Annotated in this window: 30 protein-coding genes; 15 read left to right on the top strand and 15 right to left on the bottom strand. The window is 36.5% G+C overall.

Annotation, left to right across the window (positions count from 1 at the left end; translation table 11 throughout):
• Positions 1 to 103: 103 nt before the first annotated feature.
• Entirely contained in the window at positions 104 to 244 is a 141-nt protein-coding gene (locus tag ACTJIV_RS14110) for a microviridin/marinostatin family tricyclic proteinase inhibitor (protein WP_111953573.1), read from the bottom strand.
• Between the two features lie 737 nt (positions 245 to 981).
• On the opposite strand from ACTJIV_RS14110, the gene ACTJIV_RS14105 reads away from it, so the two are divergent.
• Both ACTJIV_RS14105 and ACTJIV_RS14100 read left to right on the top strand, forming a co-directional pair.
• Positions 982 to 1,410 carry a transposase gene (locus tag ACTJIV_RS14105; protein ID WP_336379532.1) on the top strand — a complete coding sequence of 143 codons (429 nt, stop codon included), beginning with the start codon at positions 982 to 984 and terminating at the stop codon, positions 1,408 to 1,410.
• A complete protein-coding gene (locus ACTJIV_RS14100) occupies positions 1,383 to 1,718 on the top strand; it encodes a helix-turn-helix domain-containing protein (protein WP_111953569.1) in 336 nt (111 codons plus the stop codon). The genes ACTJIV_RS14105 and ACTJIV_RS14100 overlap by 28 nt, the downstream gene beginning before the upstream one ends.
• 107 nt (positions 1,719 to 1,825) lie before the next feature.
• Here ACTJIV_RS14100 and ACTJIV_RS14095 read toward each other — a convergent pair whose 3' ends face one another.
• From ACTJIV_RS14095 to ACTJIV_RS14065, 7 genes are all read right to left on the bottom strand, one after another.
• Positions 1,826 to 2,383 carry a DUF4256 domain-containing protein gene (locus ACTJIV_RS14095; RefSeq protein WP_440628211.1) on the bottom strand — a complete coding sequence of 186 codons (558 nt, stop codon included), beginning with the start codon at positions 2,381 to 2,383 and terminating at the stop codon, positions 1,826 to 1,828.
• 54 nt (positions 2,384 to 2,437) lie between these two features.
• Positions 2,438 to 2,851: a DoxX family protein gene (locus tag ACTJIV_RS14090; RefSeq protein WP_440628209.1), complete on the bottom strand. Its 414-nt coding sequence runs from the start codon at positions 2,849 to 2,851 to the stop codon at positions 2,438 to 2,440.
• Between the two features lie 17 nt (positions 2,852 to 2,868).
• Entirely contained in the window at positions 2,869 to 3,447 is a 579-nt protein-coding gene (locus ACTJIV_RS14085; RefSeq protein ID WP_440628207.1) for a YdeI/OmpD-associated family protein, read from the bottom strand.
• 83 nt (positions 3,448 to 3,530) lie between these two features.
• Entirely contained in the window at positions 3,531 to 3,992 is a 462-nt protein-coding gene (locus ACTJIV_RS14080) for an SRPBCC family protein (protein WP_440628205.1), read from the bottom strand.
• A 70-nt stretch (positions 3,993 to 4,062) separates the two neighbouring features.
• Complete coding sequence (locus ACTJIV_RS14075) at positions 4,063 to 4,395, bottom strand: ArsR/SmtB family transcription factor (protein ID WP_034725549.1); 333 nt, start codon at positions 4,393 to 4,395, stop codon at positions 4,063 to 4,065.
• A 207-nt stretch (positions 4,396 to 4,602) separates the two neighbouring features.
• On the bottom strand, positions 4,603 to 4,998 hold the full coding sequence (locus ACTJIV_RS14070) for a VOC family protein (RefSeq protein ID WP_440628203.1): 396 nt from the start codon (positions 4,996 to 4,998) through the stop codon (positions 4,603 to 4,605).
• 656 nt (positions 4,999 to 5,654) lie between these two features.
• Positions 5,655 to 6,038: a winged helix-turn-helix transcriptional regulator gene (locus ACTJIV_RS14065; RefSeq protein ID WP_440628201.1), complete on the bottom strand. Its 384-nt coding sequence runs from the start codon at positions 6,036 to 6,038 to the stop codon at positions 5,655 to 5,657.
• Positions 6,039 to 6,166: 128 nt separating this feature from the next.
• On the opposite strand from ACTJIV_RS14065, the gene ACTJIV_RS14060 reads away from it, so the two are divergent.
• Entirely contained in the window at positions 6,167 to 6,958 is a 792-nt protein-coding gene (locus tag ACTJIV_RS14060) for an SDR family oxidoreductase (RefSeq protein WP_440628199.1), read from the top strand.
• A gap of 21 nt (positions 6,959 to 6,979) precedes the next feature.
• The gene (locus tag ACTJIV_RS14055) at positions 6,980 to 7,303 is read left to right on the top strand and encodes a nuclear transport factor 2 family protein (RefSeq protein ID WP_223559419.1); all 324 of its coding nucleotides are present in this window, start codon (positions 6,980 to 6,982) and stop codon (positions 7,301 to 7,303) included.
• A gap of 223 nt (positions 7,304 to 7,526) precedes the next feature.
• Here ACTJIV_RS14055 and ACTJIV_RS14050 read toward each other — a convergent pair whose 3' ends face one another.
• Entirely contained in the window at positions 7,527 to 7,700 is a 174-nt protein-coding gene (locus ACTJIV_RS14050) for a hypothetical protein (protein WP_157963351.1), read from the bottom strand.
• Positions 7,701 to 7,872: 172 nt separating this feature from the next.
• Between ACTJIV_RS14050 and ACTJIV_RS14045 the strand changes: the two genes are divergently transcribed.
• The 4 genes from ACTJIV_RS14045 to ACTJIV_RS14030 all read left to right on the top strand — a co-directional run bounded on the left by ACTJIV_RS14045 (position 7,873) and on the right by ACTJIV_RS14030 (position 13,461).
• On the top strand, positions 7,873 to 8,835 hold the full coding sequence (locus ACTJIV_RS14045; protein WP_202974491.1) for a beta-1,6-N-acetylglucosaminyltransferase: 963 nt from the start codon (positions 7,873 to 7,875) through the stop codon (positions 8,833 to 8,835).
• 222 nt (positions 8,836 to 9,057) lie between these two features.
• Positions 9,058 to 11,925 carry an AsmA family protein gene (locus ACTJIV_RS14040; protein ID WP_440628196.1) on the top strand — a complete coding sequence of 956 codons (2,868 nt, stop codon included), beginning with the start codon at positions 9,058 to 9,060 and terminating at the stop codon, positions 11,923 to 11,925.
• A 149-nt stretch (positions 11,926 to 12,074) separates the two neighbouring features.
• Positions 12,075 to 12,830: an XRE family transcriptional regulator gene (locus ACTJIV_RS14035; protein ID WP_440628195.1), complete on the top strand. Its 756-nt coding sequence runs from the start codon at positions 12,075 to 12,077 to the stop codon at positions 12,828 to 12,830.
• 19 nt (positions 12,831 to 12,849) lie between these two features.
• Complete coding sequence (locus ACTJIV_RS14030; RefSeq protein WP_223559423.1) at positions 12,850 to 13,461, top strand: alpha-ketoglutarate-dependent dioxygenase AlkB family protein; 612 nt, start codon at positions 12,850 to 12,852, stop codon at positions 13,459 to 13,461.
• Between the two features lie 10 nt (positions 13,462 to 13,471).
• Here the strand turns inward: ACTJIV_RS14030 and xth are convergent, their stop codons facing one another.
• Positions 13,472 to 14,245 carry an exodeoxyribonuclease III gene (gene xth, locus ACTJIV_RS14025; protein ID WP_223559424.1) on the bottom strand — a complete coding sequence of 258 codons (774 nt, stop codon included), beginning with the start codon at positions 14,243 to 14,245 and terminating at the stop codon, positions 13,472 to 13,474.
• A gap of 141 nt (positions 14,246 to 14,386) precedes the next feature.
• Between xth and ACTJIV_RS14020 the strand changes: the two genes are divergently transcribed.
• The 3 genes from ACTJIV_RS14020 to ACTJIV_RS14010 all read left to right on the top strand — a co-directional run bounded on the left by ACTJIV_RS14020 (position 14,387) and on the right by ACTJIV_RS14010 (position 15,564).
• Positions 14,387 to 14,614 (top strand): glutathione synthase, encoded by a 228-nt coding sequence (locus tag ACTJIV_RS14020; protein WP_111953545.1) that lies wholly within the window; start codon positions 14,387 to 14,389, stop codon positions 14,612 to 14,614.
• Positions 14,615 to 14,624: 10 nt separating this feature from the next.
• The gene (locus ACTJIV_RS14015) at positions 14,625 to 14,855 is read left to right on the top strand and encodes a hypothetical protein (protein WP_223559426.1); all 231 of its coding nucleotides are present in this window, start codon (positions 14,625 to 14,627) and stop codon (positions 14,853 to 14,855) included.
• 142 nt (positions 14,856 to 14,997) lie between these two features.
• On the top strand, positions 14,998 to 15,564 hold the full coding sequence (locus ACTJIV_RS14010) for a YciE/YciF ferroxidase family protein (protein ID WP_111953541.1): 567 nt from the start codon (positions 14,998 to 15,000) through the stop codon (positions 15,562 to 15,564).
• A gap of 107 nt (positions 15,565 to 15,671) precedes the next feature.
• Here ACTJIV_RS14010 and ACTJIV_RS14005 read toward each other — a convergent pair whose 3' ends face one another.
• Complete coding sequence (locus ACTJIV_RS14005; protein ID WP_336379523.1) at positions 15,672 to 16,016, bottom strand: hypothetical protein; 345 nt, start codon at positions 16,014 to 16,016, stop codon at positions 15,672 to 15,674.
• A gap of 176 nt (positions 16,017 to 16,192) precedes the next feature.
• On the opposite strand from ACTJIV_RS14005, the gene ACTJIV_RS14000 reads away from it, so the two are divergent.
• The gene (locus ACTJIV_RS14000; protein ID WP_440628194.1) at positions 16,193 to 16,795 is read left to right on the top strand and encodes a DNA-3-methyladenine glycosylase; all 603 of its coding nucleotides are present in this window, start codon (positions 16,193 to 16,195) and stop codon (positions 16,793 to 16,795) included.
• A gap of 50 nt (positions 16,796 to 16,845) precedes the next feature.
• Here ACTJIV_RS14000 and ACTJIV_RS13995 read toward each other — a convergent pair whose 3' ends face one another.
• Entirely contained in the window at positions 16,846 to 18,243 is a 1,398-nt protein-coding gene (locus ACTJIV_RS13995; RefSeq protein WP_440628193.1) for an alkaline phosphatase, read from the bottom strand.
• 130 nt (positions 18,244 to 18,373) lie between these two features.
• Complete coding sequence (locus ACTJIV_RS13990; protein WP_440628192.1) at positions 18,374 to 18,712, bottom strand: MerC domain-containing protein; 339 nt, start codon at positions 18,710 to 18,712, stop codon at positions 18,374 to 18,376.
• 86 nt (positions 18,713 to 18,798) lie between these two features.
• On the opposite strand from ACTJIV_RS13990, the gene ACTJIV_RS13985 reads away from it, so the two are divergent.
• Both ACTJIV_RS13985 and ACTJIV_RS13980 read left to right on the top strand, forming a co-directional pair.
• Positions 18,799 to 19,188, top strand: coding sequence for a Fur family transcriptional regulator (locus ACTJIV_RS13985; RefSeq protein ID WP_440628191.1), 390 nt, complete (start codon positions 18,799 to 18,801; stop codon positions 19,186 to 19,188).
• Between the two features lie 148 nt (positions 19,189 to 19,336).
• The gene (locus ACTJIV_RS13980) at positions 19,337 to 19,828 is read left to right on the top strand and encodes a hypothetical protein (protein ID WP_440628190.1); all 492 of its coding nucleotides are present in this window, start codon (positions 19,337 to 19,339) and stop codon (positions 19,826 to 19,828) included.
• Between the two features lie 3 nt (positions 19,829 to 19,831).
• On the opposite strand, the gene ACTJIV_RS13975 is transcribed toward ACTJIV_RS13980, so the two are convergent.
• Both ACTJIV_RS13975 and ACTJIV_RS13970 read right to left on the bottom strand, forming a co-directional pair.
• Entirely contained in the window at positions 19,832 to 20,296 is a 465-nt protein-coding gene (locus ACTJIV_RS13975) for an NUDIX hydrolase (RefSeq protein WP_440628189.1), read from the bottom strand.
• 44 nt (positions 20,297 to 20,340) lie between these two features.
• Complete coding sequence (locus tag ACTJIV_RS13970; protein WP_440628188.1) at positions 20,341 to 21,183, bottom strand: AraC family transcriptional regulator; 843 nt, start codon at positions 21,181 to 21,183, stop codon at positions 20,341 to 20,343.
• A 90-nt stretch (positions 21,184 to 21,273) separates the two neighbouring features.
• On the opposite strand from ACTJIV_RS13970, the gene ACTJIV_RS13965 reads away from it, so the two are divergent.
• Entirely contained in the window at positions 21,274 to 22,251 is a 978-nt protein-coding gene (locus ACTJIV_RS13965; RefSeq protein WP_440628187.1) for a polysaccharide deacetylase family protein, read from the top strand.
• Positions 22,252 to 22,257 lie beyond the last annotated feature (6 nt).

The raw sequence follows: 22,257 nt of genomic DNA, 5'->3' as shown, positions 1-22,257 counted from the left end.
AAATCATTCGAGTGGGTAATGCAGAGAATCATTGGCCGGATTTTATTAAAAAAGGAAACTTAGTGGTAAGTTTCCTTGGAGATGATTTGTTATTATAACTGTCTTAATTTACAGCTTCATCGTTGTCTGATGGATATTTTGTGGTATAGTTTGGCCCACTTCCTTTCACTTTTTTAGGATCTTTAACTTGCTTTTCTAAGAATGATGCAAAAAAAGGTTTCTTTTTTGGATTTTTGTCTTTCATAATGTTTTTGTTTAATTTAATATGATTGAGTTGTTATAACTGTATTAATTTACAAGCTTCATCATTGGTGTTCTTTAGTAACAAATCTAATAATAAAATCATTATATAAAAATAATCAGCATTGATAATGATACTCGAATTCCGAATTTTAATATTTTTTGTTTAACTCGAAATGGAAAAATCTCTTAAAACAAATTTTACTAACCGAGGAACTTTTCATAGCCAAACGGACTTTCGAAGGAAGAACTTCTATAGCCATCAAACTATTCTGACATTCTTATCCTGCATGGTCTAATTTACAAAAAAATTGATATAAAATCTGTATTTCCCAGAAAACATTTTGAGATCAGACATAATCAAGACCATGCTATGCTCATAGAAAGGATTAAAAACTATTACAACATTGATTACATCACTTTTTTAGTAAAATTAATGAAATTCCGAATTTTATCATCTGTTTATGTTTTGTTTATCAGTTACTTATGAGTGATCGCGTTTGCTGCTCTATTTTTTCCATAGAAGAAAAGATATCTTTGTAATCTTATATATCCTAAACAGTTTTAGTTATGGGAAATAATTCTCCGGCTCGTGTTTAGAGACCTATAGTTCTCATACAGGAATTGCTGATTTGCCATATAAGATGTCATAAATATATAAGCAAAACACAGATTTATAAATAAACACAAATGATGACTAAAATGCTAAACAATTTAGTCTATTCGTACTAAAGAAAAGCAATGAATTTCAAAGAAATACATATCGGAGCTCTCATCAAACAGCGCGTTGCAGAACATGATATAGAGATCCCCCGTATCTGCAACTTTTTTAAATGTACTGAAGATGAGATGGAGGAAATGCTGGTACAGGAGAATCTTTCAACAGATTTAGTTTTAAAATGGTGCAAATTATTGGAATACGATTTCTTTAGAATCTATTCTCATCATTTAATGCTATACTCTTCGCCCTCAACAATCAAGGGGGAAGACTCTGGTAAAGAGAAATCATCACTGCCTGAATTTCGGAAAAATATTTATACCAAAGAAATTATTGAATTTATTCTAGAGCTCATTAAAACCGGGAAAAAAAGTAAATATCAAATTGTAAATGAGTACAAAATTCCTAAAACTACGTTATATAGATGGATAGAAAAGTACATGAAAGAATAAGGCCGGATTATAAAAGAATATACTCAGACCTTATAGAATTAAAGCACCCCGAAAAAAAGGAAAAATGTAAAACAATATTATCTAAAGAACAGCTATCCAGCATCGACATTATTAGAATTAATATTATTATTTTCGGGAATAATGCGAAAAAAATTTCCCTCAATCAGAGACACCGTTCGTATGATAATGAAACGGTACAAAAGATTCTTGATTATCAAAAGGATAACAATTTGAGTAACAGCGAGGTAGCCAGCCATTTTAATATCAGCAGAAATACCATTAGAAAATGGAGAAAAAATACGGTTTGAAATATCTGAAAGCGAATGATTATTCAGAAGAGAGTAGAGTAAATTATGAATTTATTGTTTTTATAAATTGGAACAGATTACCCCCTCTCAGTATTTATTATCATATTTTAAACCTTTAATAGCCCCCTAAATCCTCTTGCCGCATAATAGGAATCTGCGCCATTATGGTATATAAAAACCGTATTGTAACGGCGGTCACCGAAAATGGCTCCTCCCAATTCCCGGATATTTGCCGGAGTTTTTATCCAGCTGGAAGTTTTCAGATCAAAATTTCCGAGTTCCTGAAGCTGGCGATATTGTGCTTCTGTTAATAATTCGATGCCCATTTCGGAAGCCTTGTCAATAGCATTACTGTCAGGTTTGTTGGCTTTACGGGCCTCCCAGGCCTGGTAATCGTAGCAGAAACTTCTGCGTTTCGGGCTTTCCGGAGAACAGTCGAAAAAGATATATTCGTCTGTTTTTTTGTCGTAGGCTACCACGTCGGGTTCTCCTTCCGTTTCTTCCATTTCGTTCAATGACCAGAGTTTTTCCGGGGCTGCTTCCAGTTTTTCCTGAATCTTTTCCCAGCTCAGGTCTTTATGACGGTTCATATTTTTCTCAAAACGGGTTTTCAATACCTTTAAAAGCCCTGTGCTCTGTTCGGCTGTCAGTTTCTTTTTGCTCATATCAGTTTTTTTATTTAATGTTTGATTTTAACTGTCTAGTTCTTATCGATCATTTTATACATGCTCAGAAGGATTTATTACAGCTGTTTTTCTGTCTGAAGGCCTGAAATACCATGAAATAATAACTAAAATCAGCAATAACAGAGCCGGAAAAGTTCTTCCAAAAGTATCCCCCACAATGATATGGGAAATAAGTGCTCCGGACATTACAAAGAAAAATCCTGCATAAGCCCACTCTTTAAGCAGCGGACGTTTTGGGATCAGTACAGCAACAACGCCCAGGAGTTTCCAGACCCCGATAATGGTCATCAGATAGGCAGGGTAGCCTAGATTCGTGAAGTTTGCAAGTTCATCCTTATTTTTCATAAGCTGAACAATGGCTGTGGATACCATCCCCAATGCCATCCAGATCGTGAAGATCCAGTAGATAATCCTGTTTCTTTTTTGAGATTTGTTCTGTGTTTCCATAAATAGTTTTTTTGAAGTTAATCGTTTATGCCTTTTCCTGTAAGGATGTGTGGAATATATTTTTCAATCCTGGCTTCTCTTGTTGCAGATTGTTTGGCAGAAGAGAAATGGAGCAGGTAAGCTCTCTGCCGTCCGGGAGTAAGGGCTTCAAAAGCTTCTTTGAGTTCCGGACTTTTATCCAGTTTATTTTGAAATTCTTCAGGCATTTCAAACTCCCTGGTTTTCTTCATAGGAACTTTTATACCGGATTTTTCTATTTCTACAGCTTCATACACATACGTTCTGATTACTTTTTCCAAATCAGTGATTTCTTTAAGGTCAGTAAAGCGGATCTGTCGTGCCGCCTGTACATTTTCTGTCTGCTGAATCAGGATATTCTGAGTGTCACTCAGTAAGGAACCTTTGAAAAAGAGTAGGGCACAGTATTCCTTAAACCCATGGATCAGAACAATATTTCTGCCTTGGTAGGTGTAGCAGGGACAGCCCCATTTCAAATCTTCTTCCAATCCTGTATCGAGAATAATTGTTCTTAATTTTTCAAATTCTTTTTGCCATTGTCCGGCCTTGTCAAAGAAAAAATCAACTTTTGGATTCATAGTGGTGATAGTTTGGAGTTTGTGAGTATTAGAGTTGGAGAGTATATCAATTTTTAACCTTTTTAGTAACTGAAATCTAGTATCTAGCTTCTAAAATATTCCTGAAGTCGGTTATGAGCCATATTAAGCCCCTGTGCAAAAGGCAGTTTCAGCATCTGGTCTCTGAAATCAACAGATTTGTAAATGGTATGAATGGTAATTTTGCTGGTACTGTCTGCTAGTTTTTCAAATTCTAAAAATTCGATCTGAACAGGGAAGGGCGTATTTTCCATCTGGAAAGTCCTTGTGATCTTGCAGCCGGGAACAAACTCATGGATGGTTCCGTTGGCGCTAAAAACCACATCGCCCTGAGGGTTGGAAGTCTGAAACTGATAGCCTCCATGCGGTTTGTTTTCCATTTTAAGGACTTTGGTGCCCATCCATTGTTCAAAAATTTCCGGTTCGGTGTAGGCTTTGAAAAGAAGCTCAACCGGGAGATCAAATTCCCTGATGATGAATATTTCCTGCTTGCCGTCTTCGGCGTGAATTTTTGTTTTTAATTCCATGATTTTGAGTGTTTTAGAGTATTAGAGTGGGAGAGTTTTGGGTAGGAGCGGAAATATTATTCATTGCCCATTACTCATTACTTATTTTTTTCTGATAGGCTTTCATTACACTTTCCAGCTTATTGAATCTGTCGTCCCACATCTGGCGGAAAGGTTCTATAAAATCGGCTATTTCTTTCATTTTATTGGGATTTAGGTGATAGATAATTTCACGGCCGTTCTGTTCAGATCTCAGCAATTCGCATTCGGTAAGGATCTGAAGATGTTTGGAAACGGTAGGTCTTGCAGTGTCAAAATTGGAAGCGATAGCGCCGGCGGTCATAGATTGCGCGGCCACCAACATTAGGATAGATCTTCTGGTAGGGTCGGCTATCGCCTGGAATACATCTCTTCTTAAATTCATTGTGTAGTTATTTGACTACAAATTTAAATGAAGTTATTTGACTACGCAAGTTTTTTTTGTGAAAATTGTAATTAATATTGAAATAAAAGGGTTTAACGATAAATAATTGTTTCATATTTCCTGTAGATCTTAACGATTAAAACAGATTGAATGTATAAAAATCTGCAACATCTGCCTGATCTGTGAGAAATATTAACTTAATTTATTCTACATATGAAATACATTAAATTTATGCCCGTCAGGATCTGCGAAGACAAAACCATAATAATGGTCTCCGAAGCTTTCAGGTTCCGAAATGATAGTACCGCCGGCTTTCACGACTTCCTGGGTCCACAGATTTGTCTGTTCTATGCTTTCTGCAGAAAGAGTGAATATAATTTCATTGGGGCTCTGAGAGTCACCAAATTTTACATTTTTTAGATTGGCTTCCAGTATTTCTTTTAAGAAAAAATGAATGATCAACTCATTTTCCCCGAAAAAAAAGCTGACCAGCTCATTGGAAGAATTAGGATTATTAGGCCTGAATCCGAGTTCTGTATAGAATTTTTGGGTACGCTCAAGGTTGCTCACTCCAAGATTGGCCCAGATCATTTTAGGTTTCATATTATTTTATTTTTTGGTTAGAATAAAGGTATTGCTTTTTGGAGTAACTGAAATTGCCATGGGACAAGATTTTGTATTTATGATCCAATTTAACATAATATATTGATGCCAGTAAGTCAACCAGTAAATACAGTGAGCGGAATGTTTATAAAGAAAATTCAATGATTCAGGAGCAAATACAAAGACAAGACGGTAAGCGTTGAAAAATCTTTGTTGAGCTGACAGAGCATAAGCATCTTTATGACAGAAAAAATTATGGAGAACTTGTTATGACCACGAGCTTGCCGTAATTATTTTTTCAAGATCAGAAATAATTTAAACGGTTTATAGAGAATAAAAATCTAACAATGTACATCAGAGACAATAAGTTTATTGGGTTAGATTGAAAAAGAAAAGTTTTTGAATAAAGAAGAGTTCTCAGAATCCGTTAAAGAATGTCTGACAGAAAAGTTTTGAAAATAGAAGAATCTGAAGAGGTTTATACTCCTGTCCTGTTATTTATTATTTGTCCTATAATTTATATTATGTTAAATTGTATGTGATGCCCATTTTGTAAGAACACGATCTGAAGGTCTGTCCTTTTTATCAGATTTTTGTATTTTAACCCAGACAGACAATCTCTATAATTATCTTCTTTAACGTTTTTTGAGATTAATTTAGCTGAAATTTTCTATATCAGCAGCTCCTTGAATTCTTTTTATAATCAACGTTCTTAGCCGATCCTCATGTTGATCCGCCCATTGACCTAAAATACCTATTACAGGAATCAAACTTTTACCAAACTCAGTTAAACTATACTCTACTTTTGGAGGTACGACCGGATAAATTTTCTTTGTAACCAATTCGTGGTCTTCCAATTCCTTTAACTGAATGTTTAAAACCCGTCGTGTTGCATCCGGTATCTTACGCTGCAATTCACTTGGTCTTTTATGTCCCTGATCAATGAACCAAAGCAAACGTATTTTCCATTTACCATAAAGTACTTCACCGATCAGATCAAGACCGCAATTTAAGTTCGGTATTATTTTTCTCTCATACATATTGCAAAATTAAACGTATGTTCCGATTAGTGCAATAGGGGAATAATTTATCCCTATATGAATCGTAATTCCGTACTTGTGCAAACTGTTTTTATACCCCAATTTTGTCCTATAAACAATTCTTAAAAATGGAACAATTTAATTTCAACAATGAGTTATCAGGCAAGATTGCATTGGTAACAGGAGGTACAAAAGGAGCAGGAAAAGCAATTGCAGAAAGGTTGCTACAAGCTGGCGCAACAGTTATCATTTCTGCTAGAAATGCACCTGAAAAAGAAAACAGCAATCTGCATTTTATTGCCTCCGATCTGAGCAAGGCAGAAGGAACACAAAAAGTAATCAGCGAAGTATTGTCTACTTATGGAAGGCTGGATATTCTTGTAAATAACCTTGGGGGATCATCTACGCCTGCAGGCGGTTTTGCTGCACTAACAGATGATGACTGGGAATTAACCCTACAAGCTAATTTGCTTGCTCCTGTTCGACTGGACAGAGGTTTTTTACCACAAATGATCGATAGGAAAAGTGGTGTTATCATTCACATCGCTTCCATCCAGGGTAAACTCCCTTTGTACGATTCAACTTTGCCTTATGCAGCTGCAAAAGCAGCTTTGAGAAACTATAGTAAAAGTTTATCAAACGAAGTTACCCCTAAAGGTGTTCGAGTTCTGACTGTTTCGCCAGGCTGGATCAATACGACAGCATCTGAAGCCTGGCTGGGCGAAATTGCAAGAAACGCAAACAGTACTGTAGAAGAAGCGCAACAAAGTGTAATAGATGCATTAGGTGGAATACCTTTCGGTAGACCTGCCGAACCAAAAGAAGTAGCTGAATTAGTTAGTTTTCTTGTATCACCAAGAGCCGGCTATTTATCAGGAACTGAATTCGTAATCGATGGTGGCACAGTACCAACAATTTAATAATCTTAAAAAAAAGAAAATATGAATTTACCAAAAGTAATCACAGAATTAGTAAAAGCTCAGAACGATTTTAATAGCGTTGCCTACGCAAATTGTTTTTCTGATACAGCTGTTGTTTTTGATGAAGGAAAAACACACAATGGAAGAAAAGAAATAGAGCATTGGATCGCAGATTCCAACGAGCGTTATAAATCGGTTATGACGCCTGTCAGTTATGAAGAAAATGGCAGTTCAAGTGTCTTATCTGCAGAGTGTTCAGGTACATTTCCTGGGAGTCCAATTATATTAAAATTTCATTTCGAAATTGTTGACGGACAAATACAACGTTTGAAAGTAACTGATTAAAAAACGGCTAAACTTAGCCGTTTTTTTGAATAACGGGCAAACCATTCTCGGAAGTAATTTTTATTGTTTTTGAGATTTCAAATATTTGAATTTATAAAATACTCCAATACTTTTTAAACCTGATATTTTTACAGAATTTTTTTCGACAAATATGAACATCAAAAAATGAACAGAAATGAAATTATTAAAAAACCACCCGATTGAATTGAGAGGTTTTGAATTTTTACTTTTTATAATGACCTGGTGCATAATTCTTTGCTGATTTAGCGCCGGTTACTTTTTTAACCTGTCCCGGTGGAAGGCCATGATTTCCATTAGGCTTTAATCTGGGAGCACAAGAAGCTACAAATAATCCAACTAATACAGCTGCTCCAATTCTTTTAATTATTTTCATCATATTTTTTGAGTTATAATATAAAAACCGTGCCAATTAAATTTTAAATATAAATCACTATATTGTATTGCTTATTATATAAAAAAATCCATTTAATTTTTGTATATTTACGGAAATGTCTATTAATACTTTATAAAATAAGTTGTAAACATTCATAATTTTTAAATAATATAAAATGAGTAATGTTTGCCCTGAAGAGAGTAATGGACATAGTATCGGTAATATTCCGATGAAATCCATCAATATTGCGTACTTAATCTTAGTACATCGTTTACCAGGCCAATTCAAGCGACTTTTTAAAGCTCTTTACGATCCTTCCAACTTTTATCTTATTCATATCGACAAGAAAGCCAATCAGGAGATTGGCGAAGAAGTCAGTGTCTTTTTACAGAAATACCCGAATGTACACATTCTTAAAAGTAAGAATGTTGTTTGGGGTGGCTACAGCATGGTTCAGGCAGAGCTGGACGGAATGAAATATCTGTTGGACATGGAGATGAAGTGGGACTACTTTATTAACTTAAGCGGCCAGGATTATCCTTTGAAATCACAGAAAATTATTAAAGAATTTCTGTCAAAAAACAATGGGAAGAGCTATATAAAAATTGCGGATCAGAAGAAAAGCAGGCCAGAAACGATGAACCGGATTGAAAATTACTTCGAAGAATCAGAAGATAAAATTTCAGAGGAAACCTATAAAAGAGATTTTATGAAAGGTGTCATTCCCTATATTGGCGGACAATGGATGATCCTCACCCGAAACTGCTGTGAATTTATCTGCAACAGCTCGGAAGTGAAAAGGTTTGAAGACTATTATCTGAATACCTTAATTGCAGATGAGTCTTTCTTCCAGACCGTGTTGATGAATACCTCTTTTGACGGTATTTTGGTAGATGATGATAAAAGAGCAATTATCTGGATTCCTGATGGTGATATTAAATTGAGGCCAAAAACTTTCACTGAAACAGATTTAGATTTTTTGCAAACAGGGAACCATCTTTTTGCAAGGAAATTTGATGATAATGTGGATAGTAAAATCATAGGATGCATTAAAGATCGGTATGATAAGCCTTTTGAAACGTTCATAAAAGTAAGTGATATAAAAAGTATTGCCAAAAATTTAAATCACCTCAATTAAAACTGAACTGAAAATCTCAAAAAAATTTCACAATCTCAAAGATACCCTGGCTGATTAAGCCAGGTTTTTTATTTGTAAAAACGGACTTTACCTTTTTTGTTTTTATGATGATAATTTTAACAAATGGCTTGATTTTAGATTGCGATAACTAATTATTGTTATCAGTTCATAATGATAACATATCAAAATTATGGATCTATGGAAAGGTTTAAAAAAATAATTTTGAAAATTCTAAAATGGACAGGAATTTCAATAACTGTCATTTTGTTTTTGATGTTTATTATTCCCATACTGTTTCCGGGAACAATTTCTCATCAGGTAAAAATATTTGCCAATAAACATCTTGCGGGAAAGCTCGACTATAAAAAGACTCATCTTACTTTTTTCCGGCACTTCCCTTCCCTTACGGTTTCAGTGGATAATCTTGTTTTACAGGGTTCAAAACCTTTTCAAAATGACACCTTACTGACGGCGAAAGAAGTTGCAGTAGGAATTAATCTTAAAAATCTGATTTTCAACCGTGAAGTAAAAATTGATGAAATATATGTAACCGATGCCAATGCCCATGTTTTTGTGAACAGTAAAGGAGAGGCCAACTACAACGTATACATTTCCAAAACTTCCGAAAAGTCCAAAGATACTACAGAAACAGGAGCATCCATAAAGCTGGATCTGATTAAATTCAGAAACTGGAATATCAAATATAATGATCATTCCGCAAGAGTTCTGGTTGATGCCAAAGGTCTTAACTACACCGGAAAAGGCGGCTTAAGTGAAGATATTTTCGATCTTGAGACTAATCTTGATATTGATAAAGTGGATTTTAGCCTGAACAGGATCTATTATGCCAAACAAAAAACCTTACATGCCGATCTGATTACAAGAATTAATACCAATGCCTTAACTTTTGTTCTGAAGAAAAATGAATTAAGGATTAATGATCTTCCTTTAAAATTCATTGGTTTTATTAGTATTCTCAGGGATGGCTACAATATGGATATCAATGCCGCTTCGGAAAAAACTACAATCCGGGAAATGATTTCCGTATTGCCGCCACAATATCTCGACTGGGCAAAAGGTACCCAAATTGAAGGGAACAGTGATCTGTATTTCCATATAAAAGGAAGGTTCAGTGAGCCTAAAAACATCAAGCCAAGACTCAAAGTACGTCTTTTGGTTAAAAACGGTTTTGTCTCCAACGGAAAAGCACCCGTTCCTATGAACCACCTGAATATGGATCTGAATATAGATCTCCCGTCATTAGATACCAATCAGCTTGTTGTCGACCTAAAAAAACTAAACTTTGATCTCGGTCCGAACAATAATTTCCGTGCTTTCGTGAAAACCAAAGGCCTGAATGAAATGCAGGTAGATGCTGATATAAAAGGTGCTGTAGATCTTCAGACACTTGATCAGGCTTTAGGTTTGAAAGATATTGACATCCGTGGACTTATGGATACCAATATCAAGGCCAATGGTATTTTTAGTATGGACAAAAAGTTATTCCCGAAAACCGACGGTTATCTTCATCTCAAAAATGGTCTGGTGAAAACAAAATACTACCCCAACCCTATTCAGAATATCAATTTGGTAGCCAATATTGTCAATACAGACGGTACTTTCAGAAGCCTTGGTGTCAAGCTGGATCCTTTCAGCTTTGATTTTGAAGGCAATCCAGTTTTCGTCAATGCTGATCTGCGGGATTTTGAAGACCTGCTGTATAAAGTGCGGGCAAAAGGAGTCCTGAATGTCGGAAGAATCTATAAAGTTTTTGCCAAAGAAGGATTTGATGTCAGCGGTCTCATTATGGCAGATCTTTCGCTTAATGGCCGCCAAAGCTATGCTACAAAAGGTCAGTACAGCAAGCTGGACAACAAAGGAACTCTGATTTTAAAGAATATTAAAGCAACTACAGAATATCTTCCAAAATCATTTTTTATCAGAGAAGGAAACTTCCGGTTTGAGAATGAAAAAATGTGGTTCAGAAAATTCCTGGCCACTTATGGAAAATCCGATTTTGCCTTAAATGGTTATCTTTTGAATACCATCAACTATTTTATTGAAAGAAAAGGAACCCTTCACGGAAAATTTGGCTTAAACTCCAATTATATCCTGATTGATGAGTTTATGGCGCTTAAAAACGGGGATAATACCGATAAGTCTATAGAAGTAGAATATGCCAAAGTAGAAAATCCGGGAAGCAGCGGTGTTGTCATTATTCCGAAAAATCTTGATGTTTCCCTGGAAGCCAATGCTAGAAAAGTTGAATTCAAAGGATTGGCATTTCATCATCTTAAAGGAAATGCTTCTGTCAATACAGGCCAGGTTTATCTTAAAAACACATCATTCGACATCATCGGAAGCCGTATGAACATTGATGCCCGTTACCAGGATGAGTCTCCCCTGACGGCTAATTACGATATCTCCCTTAAAGTTCAGGACTTTGATGTTCAGCGTGCTTATAAAGAAATTGAGATGGTGCGTGAAATGGCCACAGCTGCCAGGAATGTTAAAGGAATCGTGTCGCTTGACTATAAATTGAAAGGAGATTTTGATAAAAATATGAAACCTATTTATCCGTCACTGGAAGGCGGTGGAATTGTTAATCTCCGTGATGTAGAAGTGAAAAATTTAAAAATGCTCTCTGCTGTTGGTGATAACATAGGTGCACAGGCTTTTGATAATCCTGATATGAAAGGAGTAAATATTGAATCCCATATCAAAAACAACCTGATCCACGTGGATAAATTTACATTTAAAGTTTCCGTGCTGAGGCCTTCCATAAGCGGAACAACAAGCTTCAATGGACTACTGGATCTCAGAATAAGAGTTGGGCTGCCACCGGGCGGATGGATTGGTTTTCCTGTCGTTGTGACGGGAACCCATGCCCAGCCGAAAATTAAGATCTTCAGTAAAACTGGACAGGGAATTATTGATGCCCTGTACAATAAAAAATCCAATAAAGTGATCCGTGAAGAAAGACGTGCCGAGAAAAAGACAAGACGTCAGCAACGCAAAGAAAAACAGGCTCAGGAACAAAAAGCGAAAAATGCGGAAAAGCAGATCAACACTGATCTTAAGGAAAAATAACTAATAAATACGAACAAGAAAAAAAACAAGTTGATTCCATGGGATTTATAAGTTTTGTACTGCAAAAACAAGTGCTTTTTTAATCGGAATTTGTACTTTTGTTGATATATTTTGTATCAATGTCGATTTTTTCAAACAATATTCGCTTTTTGAGGGATAAAAGAGAGCTCTCCCAACAATCTGTGGCCAATGAACTGGCCATTTCCCGTGTACGGTATTCCAAATATGAAAACGGAGTTTCTGAACCGCCTATCGGGCTTCTGATAAAAATATCTAAATATTTTCACGTCAGCATTGATCTTCTGGTCTCTGTAGATATCAGTAAATATCCGGTTGAAGATATGCTAAAACTTCCGGATAACAGAATTGTCCTTCCGGTGGCTGTAGATGATTTGGGTAATGATACCATTGAAATTATTCCGCAGAAAGCATCAATGGGATACCTTGAAGGTTACAGTGACGTAGGTTATATTGAAAGCCTGCAGAGAATTGCCCTACCCTTCCTAACTAATGGCAAATACAGAGCTTTTCCTGCAGATGGAGATTCAATGCCACCTTTTAGGAACGGATCTTATATCGTAGGGAAATATGTAGAGGGAATTGATGAGCTGAAACCGGGAAAAACTTATGTTTTTATCACTCTAAATGATGGAATTACCTATAAACGTTTCAAGGAAAAAAAAGGAAATACTATCTGTGTAAGTGCCGATAATTCATTTTATGAACCTTATGATATCCCTTTTGAAGAAATTGTAGAAATCTGGCAGTACGCATCAGGGATTTTTCCTGAAGACTTCGAGCCCGGTGACTATGATAATTATAATTTTAAAGAAATGTTCCGGGAACTGAAGCAGGATATCAAACAGCTGGACCAAAAAGTTTCCGGACGCCGGAAACCTAAATAAAGCTGATATAAACAGTGAAATGGATCAGTTAAGCTTATTTAATTCAGATGAATATTTCCGGTTCCCGAAAGAATTGCTCGAGTACACCGAACACTTCTTACCGGAAGATGAAGCCTCAGAACTTGAGGAGCTTCTGCTTCGTGCAGCTCCGTGGAAGCAGAGAACCCAGAAAATGTATGATAAAATGGTTCTGACCCCGAGGCTGACAGCATGGTATGGAGATGAAAGCAGGACCTATCAGTTGGGTGGCAACTCTTTTAACGTCAATCCATGGCTCCCTGAATTATTATCCTTAAAACAACAGATAGAAAAATCATCCGGTTACAAGTTTAATTCTGTACTGCTGAATTTATACCGTGACGGAAACGATTCAGTAGCCTGGCATCGTGACAAAGAAAGCGAGCTGGGGAACCGGCCAGTCATTGCTTCCGTAAGTCTTGGTCAGATAAGGAATTTTGATTTCCGCAAAGCAGATGACCATCGGAATAAATACAGCTTGCCGCTTCAGCACGGATCTCTGCTGATTATGAAAGGAGATCTGCAGGTTAACTGGGAGCACCGTATTGCCAAATCTGCAAAACCCATGAAGCCACGGATCAACCTAACCTTCCGCCTGGTTCATGAAATGTAGGCAATAATATTTATTTTTCCAATTGAATCCATACAGGCGCATGATCGCTGCTTTTCGTCCAGCCACGGACATGACTGTCGACACCGCCGGATCTTAAGTCTGAATGAAGATATGGACTTAAAAGAATATGATCCAGCCTTATACCTGCATTACGGTCGTATGCCTTATACAGATAATCCCAGAAAGTGTAAACAGTATCATCCGGATATAGCGTACGGATGGAATCAAGCCAGCCTTTATTTAGCAGATCTTTGTAGGCCTTTCTGACTTCTGTCCTGAATAATGCATCATTTTCCCAGCGTTCAGGTTTATAAACGTCCCGGGGTTCAGGAATAATATTAAAATCACCGATAAGTATTGCAGGCAGTTCCATTTTGATGAGCTCATTAGTTCGTTTTTTAAAACGTTTGAGCCAGTCTAGTTTATAATCAAATTTTGGGCCCGGATAAGGATTTCCGTTGGGAAGGTATAGGCAGCATATCACCATCTGGTCAATAATAGCTTCAATATAACGGCTTTGCACGTCTTCAGAATTTCCGGGCAGGACTCTCTGAACTTCTGTGATCTCCAGATCTTTGGCAAGTATGGCTACTCCATTCCAGCTTTTCTGTCCGTTCCATATGGCCTCATATCCTGCTGCATTAATCTCTTTTAAAGGAAAACGTTCCTGGGGTGCTTTTAGTTCCTGAAGACAGACAATATCCGGACTGGCTTCTTTCAGCCATTGCAGCAAGACCGGTAAACGGCCATTGATTCCGTTTACATTATATGTTGCTATTTTCATAGTTTGAGATGATTTAGAAACTATTTACCTGTTTTAGAAGGCAATAATTATTCCATCAAATGGAATGTTGTATATTAAAAATAAAATTCGGAATTATATTGGCATAATTTATTCATTACAATAAAAATAAAACATTATCCCATGTTAAATAAAAATTTTACAAAAGCAGAATTCATATTGAATAATGAAAATCAGTATCAGTTAGAATTTACCATTCAGGAAATTGGTCAAGGATCGAACCTTATCGTTGAAAGGAAAAATGAAAATGGAGAATATGAAACAGTTCAGGCTATGATTACCAGGCTGAATGACCGTATCTTTATAAAATGGAGCGAGCCATTCGACGGCAGACTTATTTTTGAAAAATAAAAACAAGTTTATGAAATACAGTGAAGCCTTAGAATATAAAAAAGAAGCTTTAAAAAAAGCCGATCAATCTGTACTCGAGAATTTTCATATCATTATTGCACCTGCCGATACCGGAGAAAGCGCAAAATATATAGAAGATTTTTCGAAAAATCCTGATCATTTTAATGACAGCAGCTGTAAAAAATACTGTTCGAATGATGAGTACGAAGTGATGAGCTTCAAAAAGGAAACGGAAAATTAAGAGCCTCTTCCCTATTGGATTATTAAAAAATTCCGTATTCGTAAACTTTTATGATCTGCCACATACATACCCGAAAATGCAGGCTGGTCCCATAATTGTAGATATTGTACCATCGAATAATTAATCACTAAAATATATTATTATGGAAACTAAAAAAACAACAAGAAAAACAGCCTCGAAAACTGCAGCAAAAAAAACAGGAAAAACGCCTGCTAAAAAAGATGCAGCCAAACAGCTGAAAGATTTGTTTGAAGATTCACTGAAAGACATTTACTGGGCAGAAAAAGCTCTCGTAAAAGCTCTGCCTAAGATGCATAAAAATGCCACAGACAAAAAACTGAAAACGGCTATTGAACAGCATCTTAACGAGACAGAAATTCATGTAAAAAGACTGGAAGAATGTTTTGCTGCTCTCGGCAAAAAAGCCCAGGCTAAAAAATGTGATGCCATGCAGGGATTATTAGATGAAGGTAAAAGCATCATGGAAGAAACTGAGGCTGGAGCTGTAAGAGATGCAGGGATAATTGCCGCTGCACAGAAAGTGGAACATTATGAAATTGCGACTTATGGGTCACTAGCTGCCTATGCCAAAGTTCTTAAAGAAAAAGTATGCTTAAAAAACCTATTAGCGACTCTTAACGAAGAAAAAAAATGTGATGAGCTGCTCACTAAAATAGCAGATACTGCCATTAATACTAAGGCAATATAAAAACTCAATTCAATATATTTAAAGAGACCTTCAAGAGGTCTCTTTTTTATATTTATTGATTCAGGCTATTATTTTTAATTCTTTCATGACAGAAATTCACCACTTAATCAGCTTATAAAATCCAGCAGACGTTTTCTTGTGATCACTTGGTTTTCTTTATAGAATTCTTCTTTATCTAAACGTGCCAGTGATGCTGTAGATTGAGAGGAAAGCCATTCCACAAATAAATCCCGGGTTTCAAAGATTCTTGGGACATTGAAATCACTATCATATATTTCTCCGTATATAAACTTTTGATCTTCATTTACTTTCATACCCATTCCGCAATAATCCCTATGACTGTAACCTAAAACCGAACCGGTCTGCAATTTATCGGCGACAAGATTGGCCAATCTTTCTCCAAACGCAGCGGTGTCTGGGTCCGGTTTTTCTGAAAAATGGTAATTGTCCATAAGTTTAAATTATTTTAATCAATAATCTTCTAAGTTAAATCATTCATCTTTGAAATTAATAAATTTAGATGATAATTTTTTATATCCATTCTGTTTTTAAGTCTATCGCTATAACAAAAATTAATATCAGTTGTTTAACTTTGCTTCATCTTAAAACTGCAAGTAAATAAACAGATTTGAAGCTGCCACTTTCTTATTATTTAAATCAGGATGTTATTTTCCTGGCTAAGGATCTTTTGGGAAAAGTACTTTTCACAGAAATAAATGGGGACATCACTGCGGGGATCATTGTAGAAACCGAGGCCTATTTTGGTGTCATAGATAAAGCTTCCCATGCTTACGGTGGCCGACGCACCGGACGTACCGAAACATTATATACCCAAGGTGGTGTTTCCTATGTTTATTTATGTTATGGAATCCATCATCTCTTTAATGTTGTAAGCTCCGTTGAAGACGAACCCCATGCAATATTGGTAAGGGCTGTGGAACCATTAATAGGTAAAGGAATCATGGAAATCAGGCGGAATATGCCGGCTTATAAAACTGCTATTTCATCAGGACCTGGTTCAGCAGCTAAGGCTTTGGGTATTGACCGCTCTTTTAACAAAAAGGATTTAACCGAAAATGAAATATGGATCGAAGACCACGGAATTAAATATTCTCCGGACGAGATCGTTTCAGGACCTAGGATTGGAGTTGCCTACGCTCAGGAAGATGCACTGCTGCCATGGCGTTTTTATGTCAGGGGCAACAAATATGTAAGCAAACCAAGATCCTGAGAACTGTTGTTAAAAATGTTAGTATCAATAAAAATGTCTGTTCGTGATATTTATATCTGTGCAGCTTTTAACATTAGGTAATGCAGATCTGTATTTTTAATAAAAGGTGGCAGAAGTTCTTTCCCCGGGCCATAAACCGCAACTTCTACATAATCTCCGGAATGGTCCATACTGATCCATCCGACAGAATTATGCTTTCTCTGAATTTCTGAATAAGCTTTAAAAGGTAATTTTTTATAATTGTAAAGCCCAGCTTCCTGCTTTTCAAGCCCCGAATAAAAACCGAGTAAATGTTTGGCCTCATCATCAGCAAGACGTATTTTGTTGGTCTCATAGATCCAGTCTTTCATTTGCTGAAGATTAAAATCCGGGTGAATAGCATTCAGAATATATTCATTAGTGTATCGATAATCGGAGATGCTGTTGAAATTTTTGGTGGCATCCGGTCCGTAAATTGTTCCCGGATTAGCATTTCCATGATCTGTTGTGATGATCACCAATGTATTTTGATCTTTCTCTGCAAAATCCATTACGGTTTTTATAGCTTCATCAAAAGCAATCTGATCATGAATTAAAGCAGAAATATCATTAGCATGTGCTGCCCAGTCAACTTTTCCGCCTTCGATCTGTAAGACGAAACCTTCCTGATGATCTTTCATCTGATGAATAGCAGTTTGAGCTAGTTCAGCAAGAGAAGGCATCTGCTGCAGCTCAGGAATATTCGCCCTGTCGATGGAATATGGCAAAGCGCCGGAATTGAAAATCCCTAAAGTTTTCTTTCCTTTTTCTGAAGTTTTCAGGTCTGCCCTATTTTTAAGAACCTGATAACCTTTCTGCTTATAAAGGGCATAGATATCTTTCTTATCTTTTCTTTTTAAAGGATTAAAAAATTCATCTCCACCACCCATCATTACATCAAAACCTATTTCAGCATACATTTCCGCGATTTCATTTTCTGCATTTCTACTGTCTGAATTAACGCAGAAACCTGCCGGTGTCGCATGGGTAATGGTTACTGTCGTGACACAGCCTGTCTTTTTTCCAGCCTTTTTAAATTTTTGCCAGATTGGAACATATTTTTCTCTATTTCCTCCAATATTAAGGACACCGTTTTTCACACGGAATCCACCGCCAAAAGACGAACTGGCCGCAGCAGAATCTGTAACAATAGAGCTGGCAGAAGCAGTGTCCATCAAAGCTCTGGAAACTTTATTTTCAAGATAAAGATTCATCCAGTTTCCGTTTTTTCCCAGAATATTCTGAGAATACAGATTAGCCATTGCTAAAGTTCCCGAGCTCATCCCATCACTGATCATGAAAATAATATTTTTTGCTTTTTTCCCCGGACCCTGAATTTCCTTTGCACTGTTGGCAAAAAAATCAACCGGATTTAAGGTGAATAGGCCTGACAGCAATGCTGAACCTTTTAAAAATTTGCGTCTGTTCATCTGGATAAATTTGGTATTGCAATTTAGAGGGTAATGCTAACTAATGAAACTAAGTTGCGTTAATTAATTATGAATTTTCATCATTAATATTCTGAATCATTCCGCTTCGGAATTTTAAGTAATCAGAATCTTAATGCTTGTGATTTCTAAAATTGATGATATGGCCTGTAATTAATCCTGCTGCTCCTACGTAAATCAAAGGAATATGGATTTCAAAGATTAAATCTGCCAAAACAGAAATTGAGATAAGGATAATAGAACTCCAAAAAAGTAATTTAAGCCAGCTATTGGTTATATTTTTAGTCACTCTATAGATTACAACAGCGCCAATGATAAGGAAGGCAAGATCAATATAAGGATTATGGGATATTCCCAACGGAATGATCATTAACAGAGGAAAAACAACACAATGGATAAGGCACAGGACCGCTGCAGAAATTCCTACTGCATCAAGAATTTTTGATTTCATAAAGATGGGGATTTAAATTTCTTATTGTAACTTTGTTGCAAAAGTATAGATAAAATCTCAAATAACGCAACTTTATTGCATTAAAAATGAAGCAAACCAGAAATACACAGGCTAAAACTGAAATTTTAAATGTCATTAATCATTCTGACATAGCTCTTTCACAACCGGATATTCAGAAAAAGTTGGGCGATCTATGCAATAGAGTGACGATTTACAGAGTGCTTGAAAGACTTGAAAATGAAGGTCTTATTCATAAGATTGTTAACGTTGACGGTGTTGTGAATTTCGCGAAATGCAGTGGAAAATGTAGTACAGAAAAGCATTTTCACAATCATATTCATTTCAATTGCAAGGAATGTCATTCGGTGACTTGTATTGAAAATGTGATTCCTGATATCAGCCTTCCACCAGATTTTATAGCACAGGAATATAATTTTATAGTAAGCGGAATATGTCCGAAATGTTCCAAAGTATAGAATCTTGTGCACCACCGCTTGATCGTTTGTTTGCTTTCTAGACGTTTATAAAATCCCAGCATCAGTTTTTCCTGTATCTGGAACAGATTAATGTTTGGTAAAGTAAATAAAAGTACTATTTTTATTTTCATAAAAGAAAACACCAATTATGCCGACTGAAGCTTCCCACAAGCTGATTCCGATGACAGATTTTGTTATTGAGTACTACTCTAACGAAGGATATGCCGATCTTCAGACATTGCGTCTGATGAAAAACTATGCTAATTTTCTAAGACGACCTCTTACGCTTGGAATGTTTGTTCCTGTAGATCTAAACGGAAATGTATTGAAAGAACCGAAAAACTATACCTCCTGGAAATCTCTTGATCATAATACCGTAAAAAGAAATGATGCAGCCGGATTTGAGGAATATACCGAATATCAGAAAGCTGAAAAGAACTGTCTGTTTGAAGGCTTTACCATTGCTTACAATGGATATTCTGTCGTAAGAATCGTAGCTTCCTATGATGAGGCAGTTGAGCTTTCTTTTAATAAGAGCGATCTCATGTCATCTGCCTTTGCAGATATTGAATCACTGACGGTTTTTAATGACATTTATCTGACGGTTAATGCTTTGGAGGCTATAGGGATCAAAAAATAAAACTTATTTTCCGTCGTTCAGTATCTTTTCCAGTTCGGTTATAAAGGCAGCCTGCGCCGGATTGATTTTTTTCTGAGCTTCTTCTGATTCAAACCATTCCCATTGGTCTACCTCAGGAATTTCGATCATTTTAGAAGATCTTGGTGGCCATTCCATCTGTAATGTATTGCTGTGAAGTCCTGTTGTTTCAATATCACTCTCCAATGCCCATGCATAAACAGTTTTGCCGCCTTTCTGTTTAACAGGTGATAAAGCGGTAAATTTTCCTTGTACTGTTTGGCCTGTCTCCTCCTTAAACTCAAGTAAAGCCCTTTCCAGAGGATCCTCATCTGGCTGCACTTCCCCTTTTGGGACAGACCATGCGCCTAAATCTTTATTTTTCCAAAAAGGTCCGCCTGGATGAACCAGAAAATAATACAGCTTATTTTTCTGTCTTTTATACAATAAAATGCCGGCACTTGTTTTCATAGCTTTAAGATAAGACTTTTTTAAAGTAATAATCAATCAGGCGGTTAGTTATTTTTCCTGAATGCTGATGGTGACATATTTTTATATCCCCGGAAAATCTTATTAAAATGGCTGGCATCATTAAATCCAAGCCGGTCCGCAATTTCATTGATGTTATAATTACTCTGCTTCAGAAGCTTTTCAGCGGCCTTTATTTTCTGATGCATCACGTGCTGTTGTATGGAGAATCCGGTCTGCTTTTTAATGTAAATGCTGATGTAATTCCGGGAAAGCATAAATTCCTTTGCCAGATTTTCAAGCTTCATTTTGTTGGCATCCATTGCATTAACATTGATATAATAGAGAATTCTTTCCGCCTGATTGATCCCTTTTGATATTCGCTCCATACCACCGCTGTTCATCGTATTTCTGATCAGAATGGTGATTATTGCCGAGAAAATATCTGCCGCTGTTTCTTTGCTGTACATACTTTTGTTGCCGAATTCATAAAGAAGGATTTTGGCAAGTTGTAGTAGGTGTTTCCTGTCTGTTGTATTTGTAATCGCCGACTCATATACGAATGTGCTGTCTTCCAGCATCAGCCGGACTACTTTATGAAGCTCAGCTTTTTTATCAGTCTGCAGACTTTCCCAGATATGATGTTCTGTAAATTTTATATAAATGAAACTGGTTTTGTTTTTTATAGAAAATTCGTGTGCATCGCTTGGTCTGAGCAGAAAAGCATCTCCTTTTTTATAGGTAAATGTAATCCCATTCAGGTAGTGTGTTCCTGTTCCGCTTTCGATAACAATCAGCTCGTAGAAATTATGATTATGGTATTCAATGTCCCAGACCTCCTTTTCAATACTGAAAACATTAAAAGAACTGAAATTGACAATACGCTTCATGTTGAATGGATTTTTACAAATTTAGCATAAATTTTTACAATATAAGTCAACCGTTTATTCTTCAATTTTGTAGAACAAAAACTCTTTAAAATGAAGCATTTAAAACAATCAGTCTTCCTGATCGCATCTGCAATATTTTTAGTTTCCTGTTTTGACAGAAATATGAAAAGCACAGCTAAACAGTCCGCAGAAACCGGAACATCCTCTAAAAAATACTGGCCCAATGGTGCTCAGCTGGTTATCTCAGTATCTATGCAGTTTGAAACAGGAGGACAGCCTGAAGGTGCAGAAAGCCCTTTCAGCGGAACTCCCCTTCCCAAAGGCCATCCGGATCTCGCAGCAGAAAGCTGGTATCGGTATGGAGCCAACGAAGGAATTTACCGTATGCTGGATCTGTGGAAAAAATATGATATAAAAGTGACCTCTCATGTTGTAGGTACTGCTGCTGAAAAATATCCTGAAATTGCCAGAGCTATTGCCAACGGAGGTCATGAAATAGCTGCACACGGTTTTGCCTGGGACAGCCAGTGGAACAAAAACTATACAGATGAAATGCAGTTTGTAAAAGATGGCGTAGATGCAGTGGAAAAAATTACAGGACAAAAAGCAGTGGGCTACAACTGTAACTGGCTCAGAAGGAGTCCTAACACTTTAAAAATCCTGCAGGAGCTTGGTTTCCTTTATCATATAGACGACCTAAGTCACGATGAGCCTTTCATTACCCAAGTAAACGGTAAAAACTTTGTTGTGATGCCTTATACACTCAGAAATAATGATATTGTGAATATTGAAGGTAAACACTGGAGCCCGGATCAGTTTCTGACCCAGCTGAAGTTCGAGTTTGACCGCCTGTATGAAGAAGGAGCTTCTAAGAGAAGAATGATGAGCATCAGCTTCCATGACAGGATTGGCGGAACTCCGGCAATGGTTCATGCTATGGAAGAATTTATCAGATATACCAAAGAAAAACAGGGAGTTGTTTTTATGCGTAAGGATGATATTGCGAAAATGATAGTGAATGATCCCGCAACGCCTGTAGATAACAGCGAAGAAAAATTTAATAACTAAAAATAA

Origin of the sequence: Chryseobacterium sp. 22532 (assembly GCF_052044665.1) — a bacterium.
In the GTDB taxonomy this organism is placed as follows: Bacteria; Bacteroidota; Bacteroidia; order Flavobacteriales; family Weeksellaceae; genus Chryseobacterium; species Chryseobacterium lathyri.
Note: the sequence above shows the minus strand (reverse complement) of the source record. Positions and strands in the feature narration are given on the sequence as shown.

What these genes read in the sequence shown, in the direction of transcription:
- ACTJIV_RS14070 (WP_440628203.1), bottom strand. Translation starts at nt 4,998, where the DNA reads ATGAAACCTAAAATGATCTGGGCCAATCTTGGAGTGAGCAACCTTGAG.
- xth (WP_223559424.1), bottom strand. Translation starts at nt 14,245, where the DNA reads ATGAAAATAGCAACATATAATGTAAACGGAATCAATGGCCGTTTACCG.
- ACTJIV_RS13970 (WP_440628188.1), bottom strand. Translation starts at nt 21,183, where the DNA reads ATGAAGCGTATTGTCAATTTCAGTTCTTTTAATGTTTTCAGTATTGAA.
- ACTJIV_RS14090 (WP_440628209.1), bottom strand. Translation starts at nt 2,851, where the DNA reads ATGGAAACACAGAACAAATCTCAAAAAAGAAACAGGATTATCTACTGG.
- ACTJIV_RS14110 (WP_111953573.1), bottom strand. Translation starts at nt 244, where the DNA reads ATGAAAGACAAAAATCCAAAAAAGAAACCTTTTTTTGCATCATTCTTA.
- ACTJIV_RS14095 (WP_440628211.1), bottom strand. Translation starts at nt 2,383, where the DNA reads ATGAGCAAAAAGAAACTGACAGCCGAACAGAGCACAGGGCTTTTAAAG.
- ACTJIV_RS13995 (WP_440628193.1), bottom strand. Translation starts at nt 18,243, where the DNA reads ATGAACAGACGCAAATTTTTAAAAGGTTCAGCATTGCTGTCAGGCCTA.
- ACTJIV_RS14005 (WP_336379523.1), bottom strand. Translation starts at nt 16,016, where the DNA reads ATGGACAATTACCATTTTTCAGAAAAACCGGACCCAGACACCGCTGCG.
- ACTJIV_RS14030 (WP_223559423.1), top strand. Translation starts at nt 12,850, where the DNA reads ATGGATCAGTTAAGCTTATTTAATTCAGATGAATATTTCCGGTTCCCG.
- ACTJIV_RS14010 (WP_111953541.1), top strand. Translation starts at nt 14,998, where the DNA reads ATGGAAACTAAAAAAACAACAAGAAAAACAGCCTCGAAAACTGCAGCA.
- ACTJIV_RS14100 (WP_111953569.1), top strand. Translation starts at nt 1,383, where the DNA reads ATGGATAGAAAAGTACATGAAAGAATAAGGCCGGATTATAAAAGAATA.
- ACTJIV_RS14085 (WP_440628207.1), bottom strand. Translation starts at nt 3,447, where the DNA reads ATGAATCCAAAAGTTGATTTTTTCTTTGACAAGGCCGGACAATGGCAA.
- ACTJIV_RS13985 (WP_440628191.1), top strand. Translation starts at nt 18,799, where the DNA reads ATGAAGCAAACCAGAAATACACAGGCTAAAACTGAAATTTTAAATGTC.
- ACTJIV_RS14045 (WP_202974491.1), top strand. Translation starts at nt 7,873, where the DNA reads ATGAGTAATGTTTGCCCTGAAGAGAGTAATGGACATAGTATCGGTAAT.
- ACTJIV_RS14020 (WP_111953545.1), top strand. Translation starts at nt 14,387, where the DNA reads ATGTTAAATAAAAATTTTACAAAAGCAGAATTCATATTGAATAATGAA.
- ACTJIV_RS14055 (WP_223559419.1), top strand. Translation starts at nt 6,980, where the DNA reads ATGAATTTACCAAAAGTAATCACAGAATTAGTAAAAGCTCAGAACGAT.
- ACTJIV_RS14065 (WP_440628201.1), bottom strand. Translation starts at nt 6,038, where the DNA reads ATGTATGAGAGAAAAATAATACCGAACTTAAATTGCGGTCTTGATCTG.
- ACTJIV_RS13980 (WP_440628190.1), top strand. Translation starts at nt 19,337, where the DNA reads ATGCCGACTGAAGCTTCCCACAAGCTGATTCCGATGACAGATTTTGTT.
- ACTJIV_RS13990 (WP_440628192.1), bottom strand. Translation starts at nt 18,712, where the DNA reads ATGAAATCAAAAATTCTTGATGCAGTAGGAATTTCTGCAGCGGTCCTG.
- ACTJIV_RS14075 (WP_034725549.1), bottom strand. Translation starts at nt 4,395, where the DNA reads ATGAATTTAAGAAGAGATGTATTCCAGGCGATAGCCGACCCTACCAGA.
- ACTJIV_RS14105 (WP_336379532.1), top strand. Translation starts at nt 982, where the DNA reads ATGAATTTCAAAGAAATACATATCGGAGCTCTCATCAAACAGCGCGTT.
- ACTJIV_RS14060 (WP_440628199.1), top strand. Translation starts at nt 6,167, where the DNA reads ATGGAACAATTTAATTTCAACAATGAGTTATCAGGCAAGATTGCATTG.
- ACTJIV_RS13965 (WP_440628187.1), top strand. Translation starts at nt 21,274, where the DNA reads ATGAAGCATTTAAAACAATCAGTCTTCCTGATCGCATCTGCAATATTT.
- ACTJIV_RS13975 (WP_440628189.1), bottom strand. Translation starts at nt 20,296, where the DNA reads ATGAAAACAAGTGCCGGCATTTTATTGTATAAAAGACAGAAAAATAAG.
- ACTJIV_RS14015 (WP_223559426.1), top strand. Translation starts at nt 14,625, where the DNA reads ATGAAATACAGTGAAGCCTTAGAATATAAAAAAGAAGCTTTAAAAAAA.
- ACTJIV_RS14080 (WP_440628205.1), bottom strand. Translation starts at nt 3,992, where the DNA reads ATGGAATTAAAAACAAAAATTCACGCCGAAGACGGCAAGCAGGAAATA.
- ACTJIV_RS14050 (WP_157963351.1), bottom strand. Translation starts at nt 7,700, where the DNA reads ATGATGAAAATAATTAAAAGAATTGGAGCAGCTGTATTAGTTGGATTA.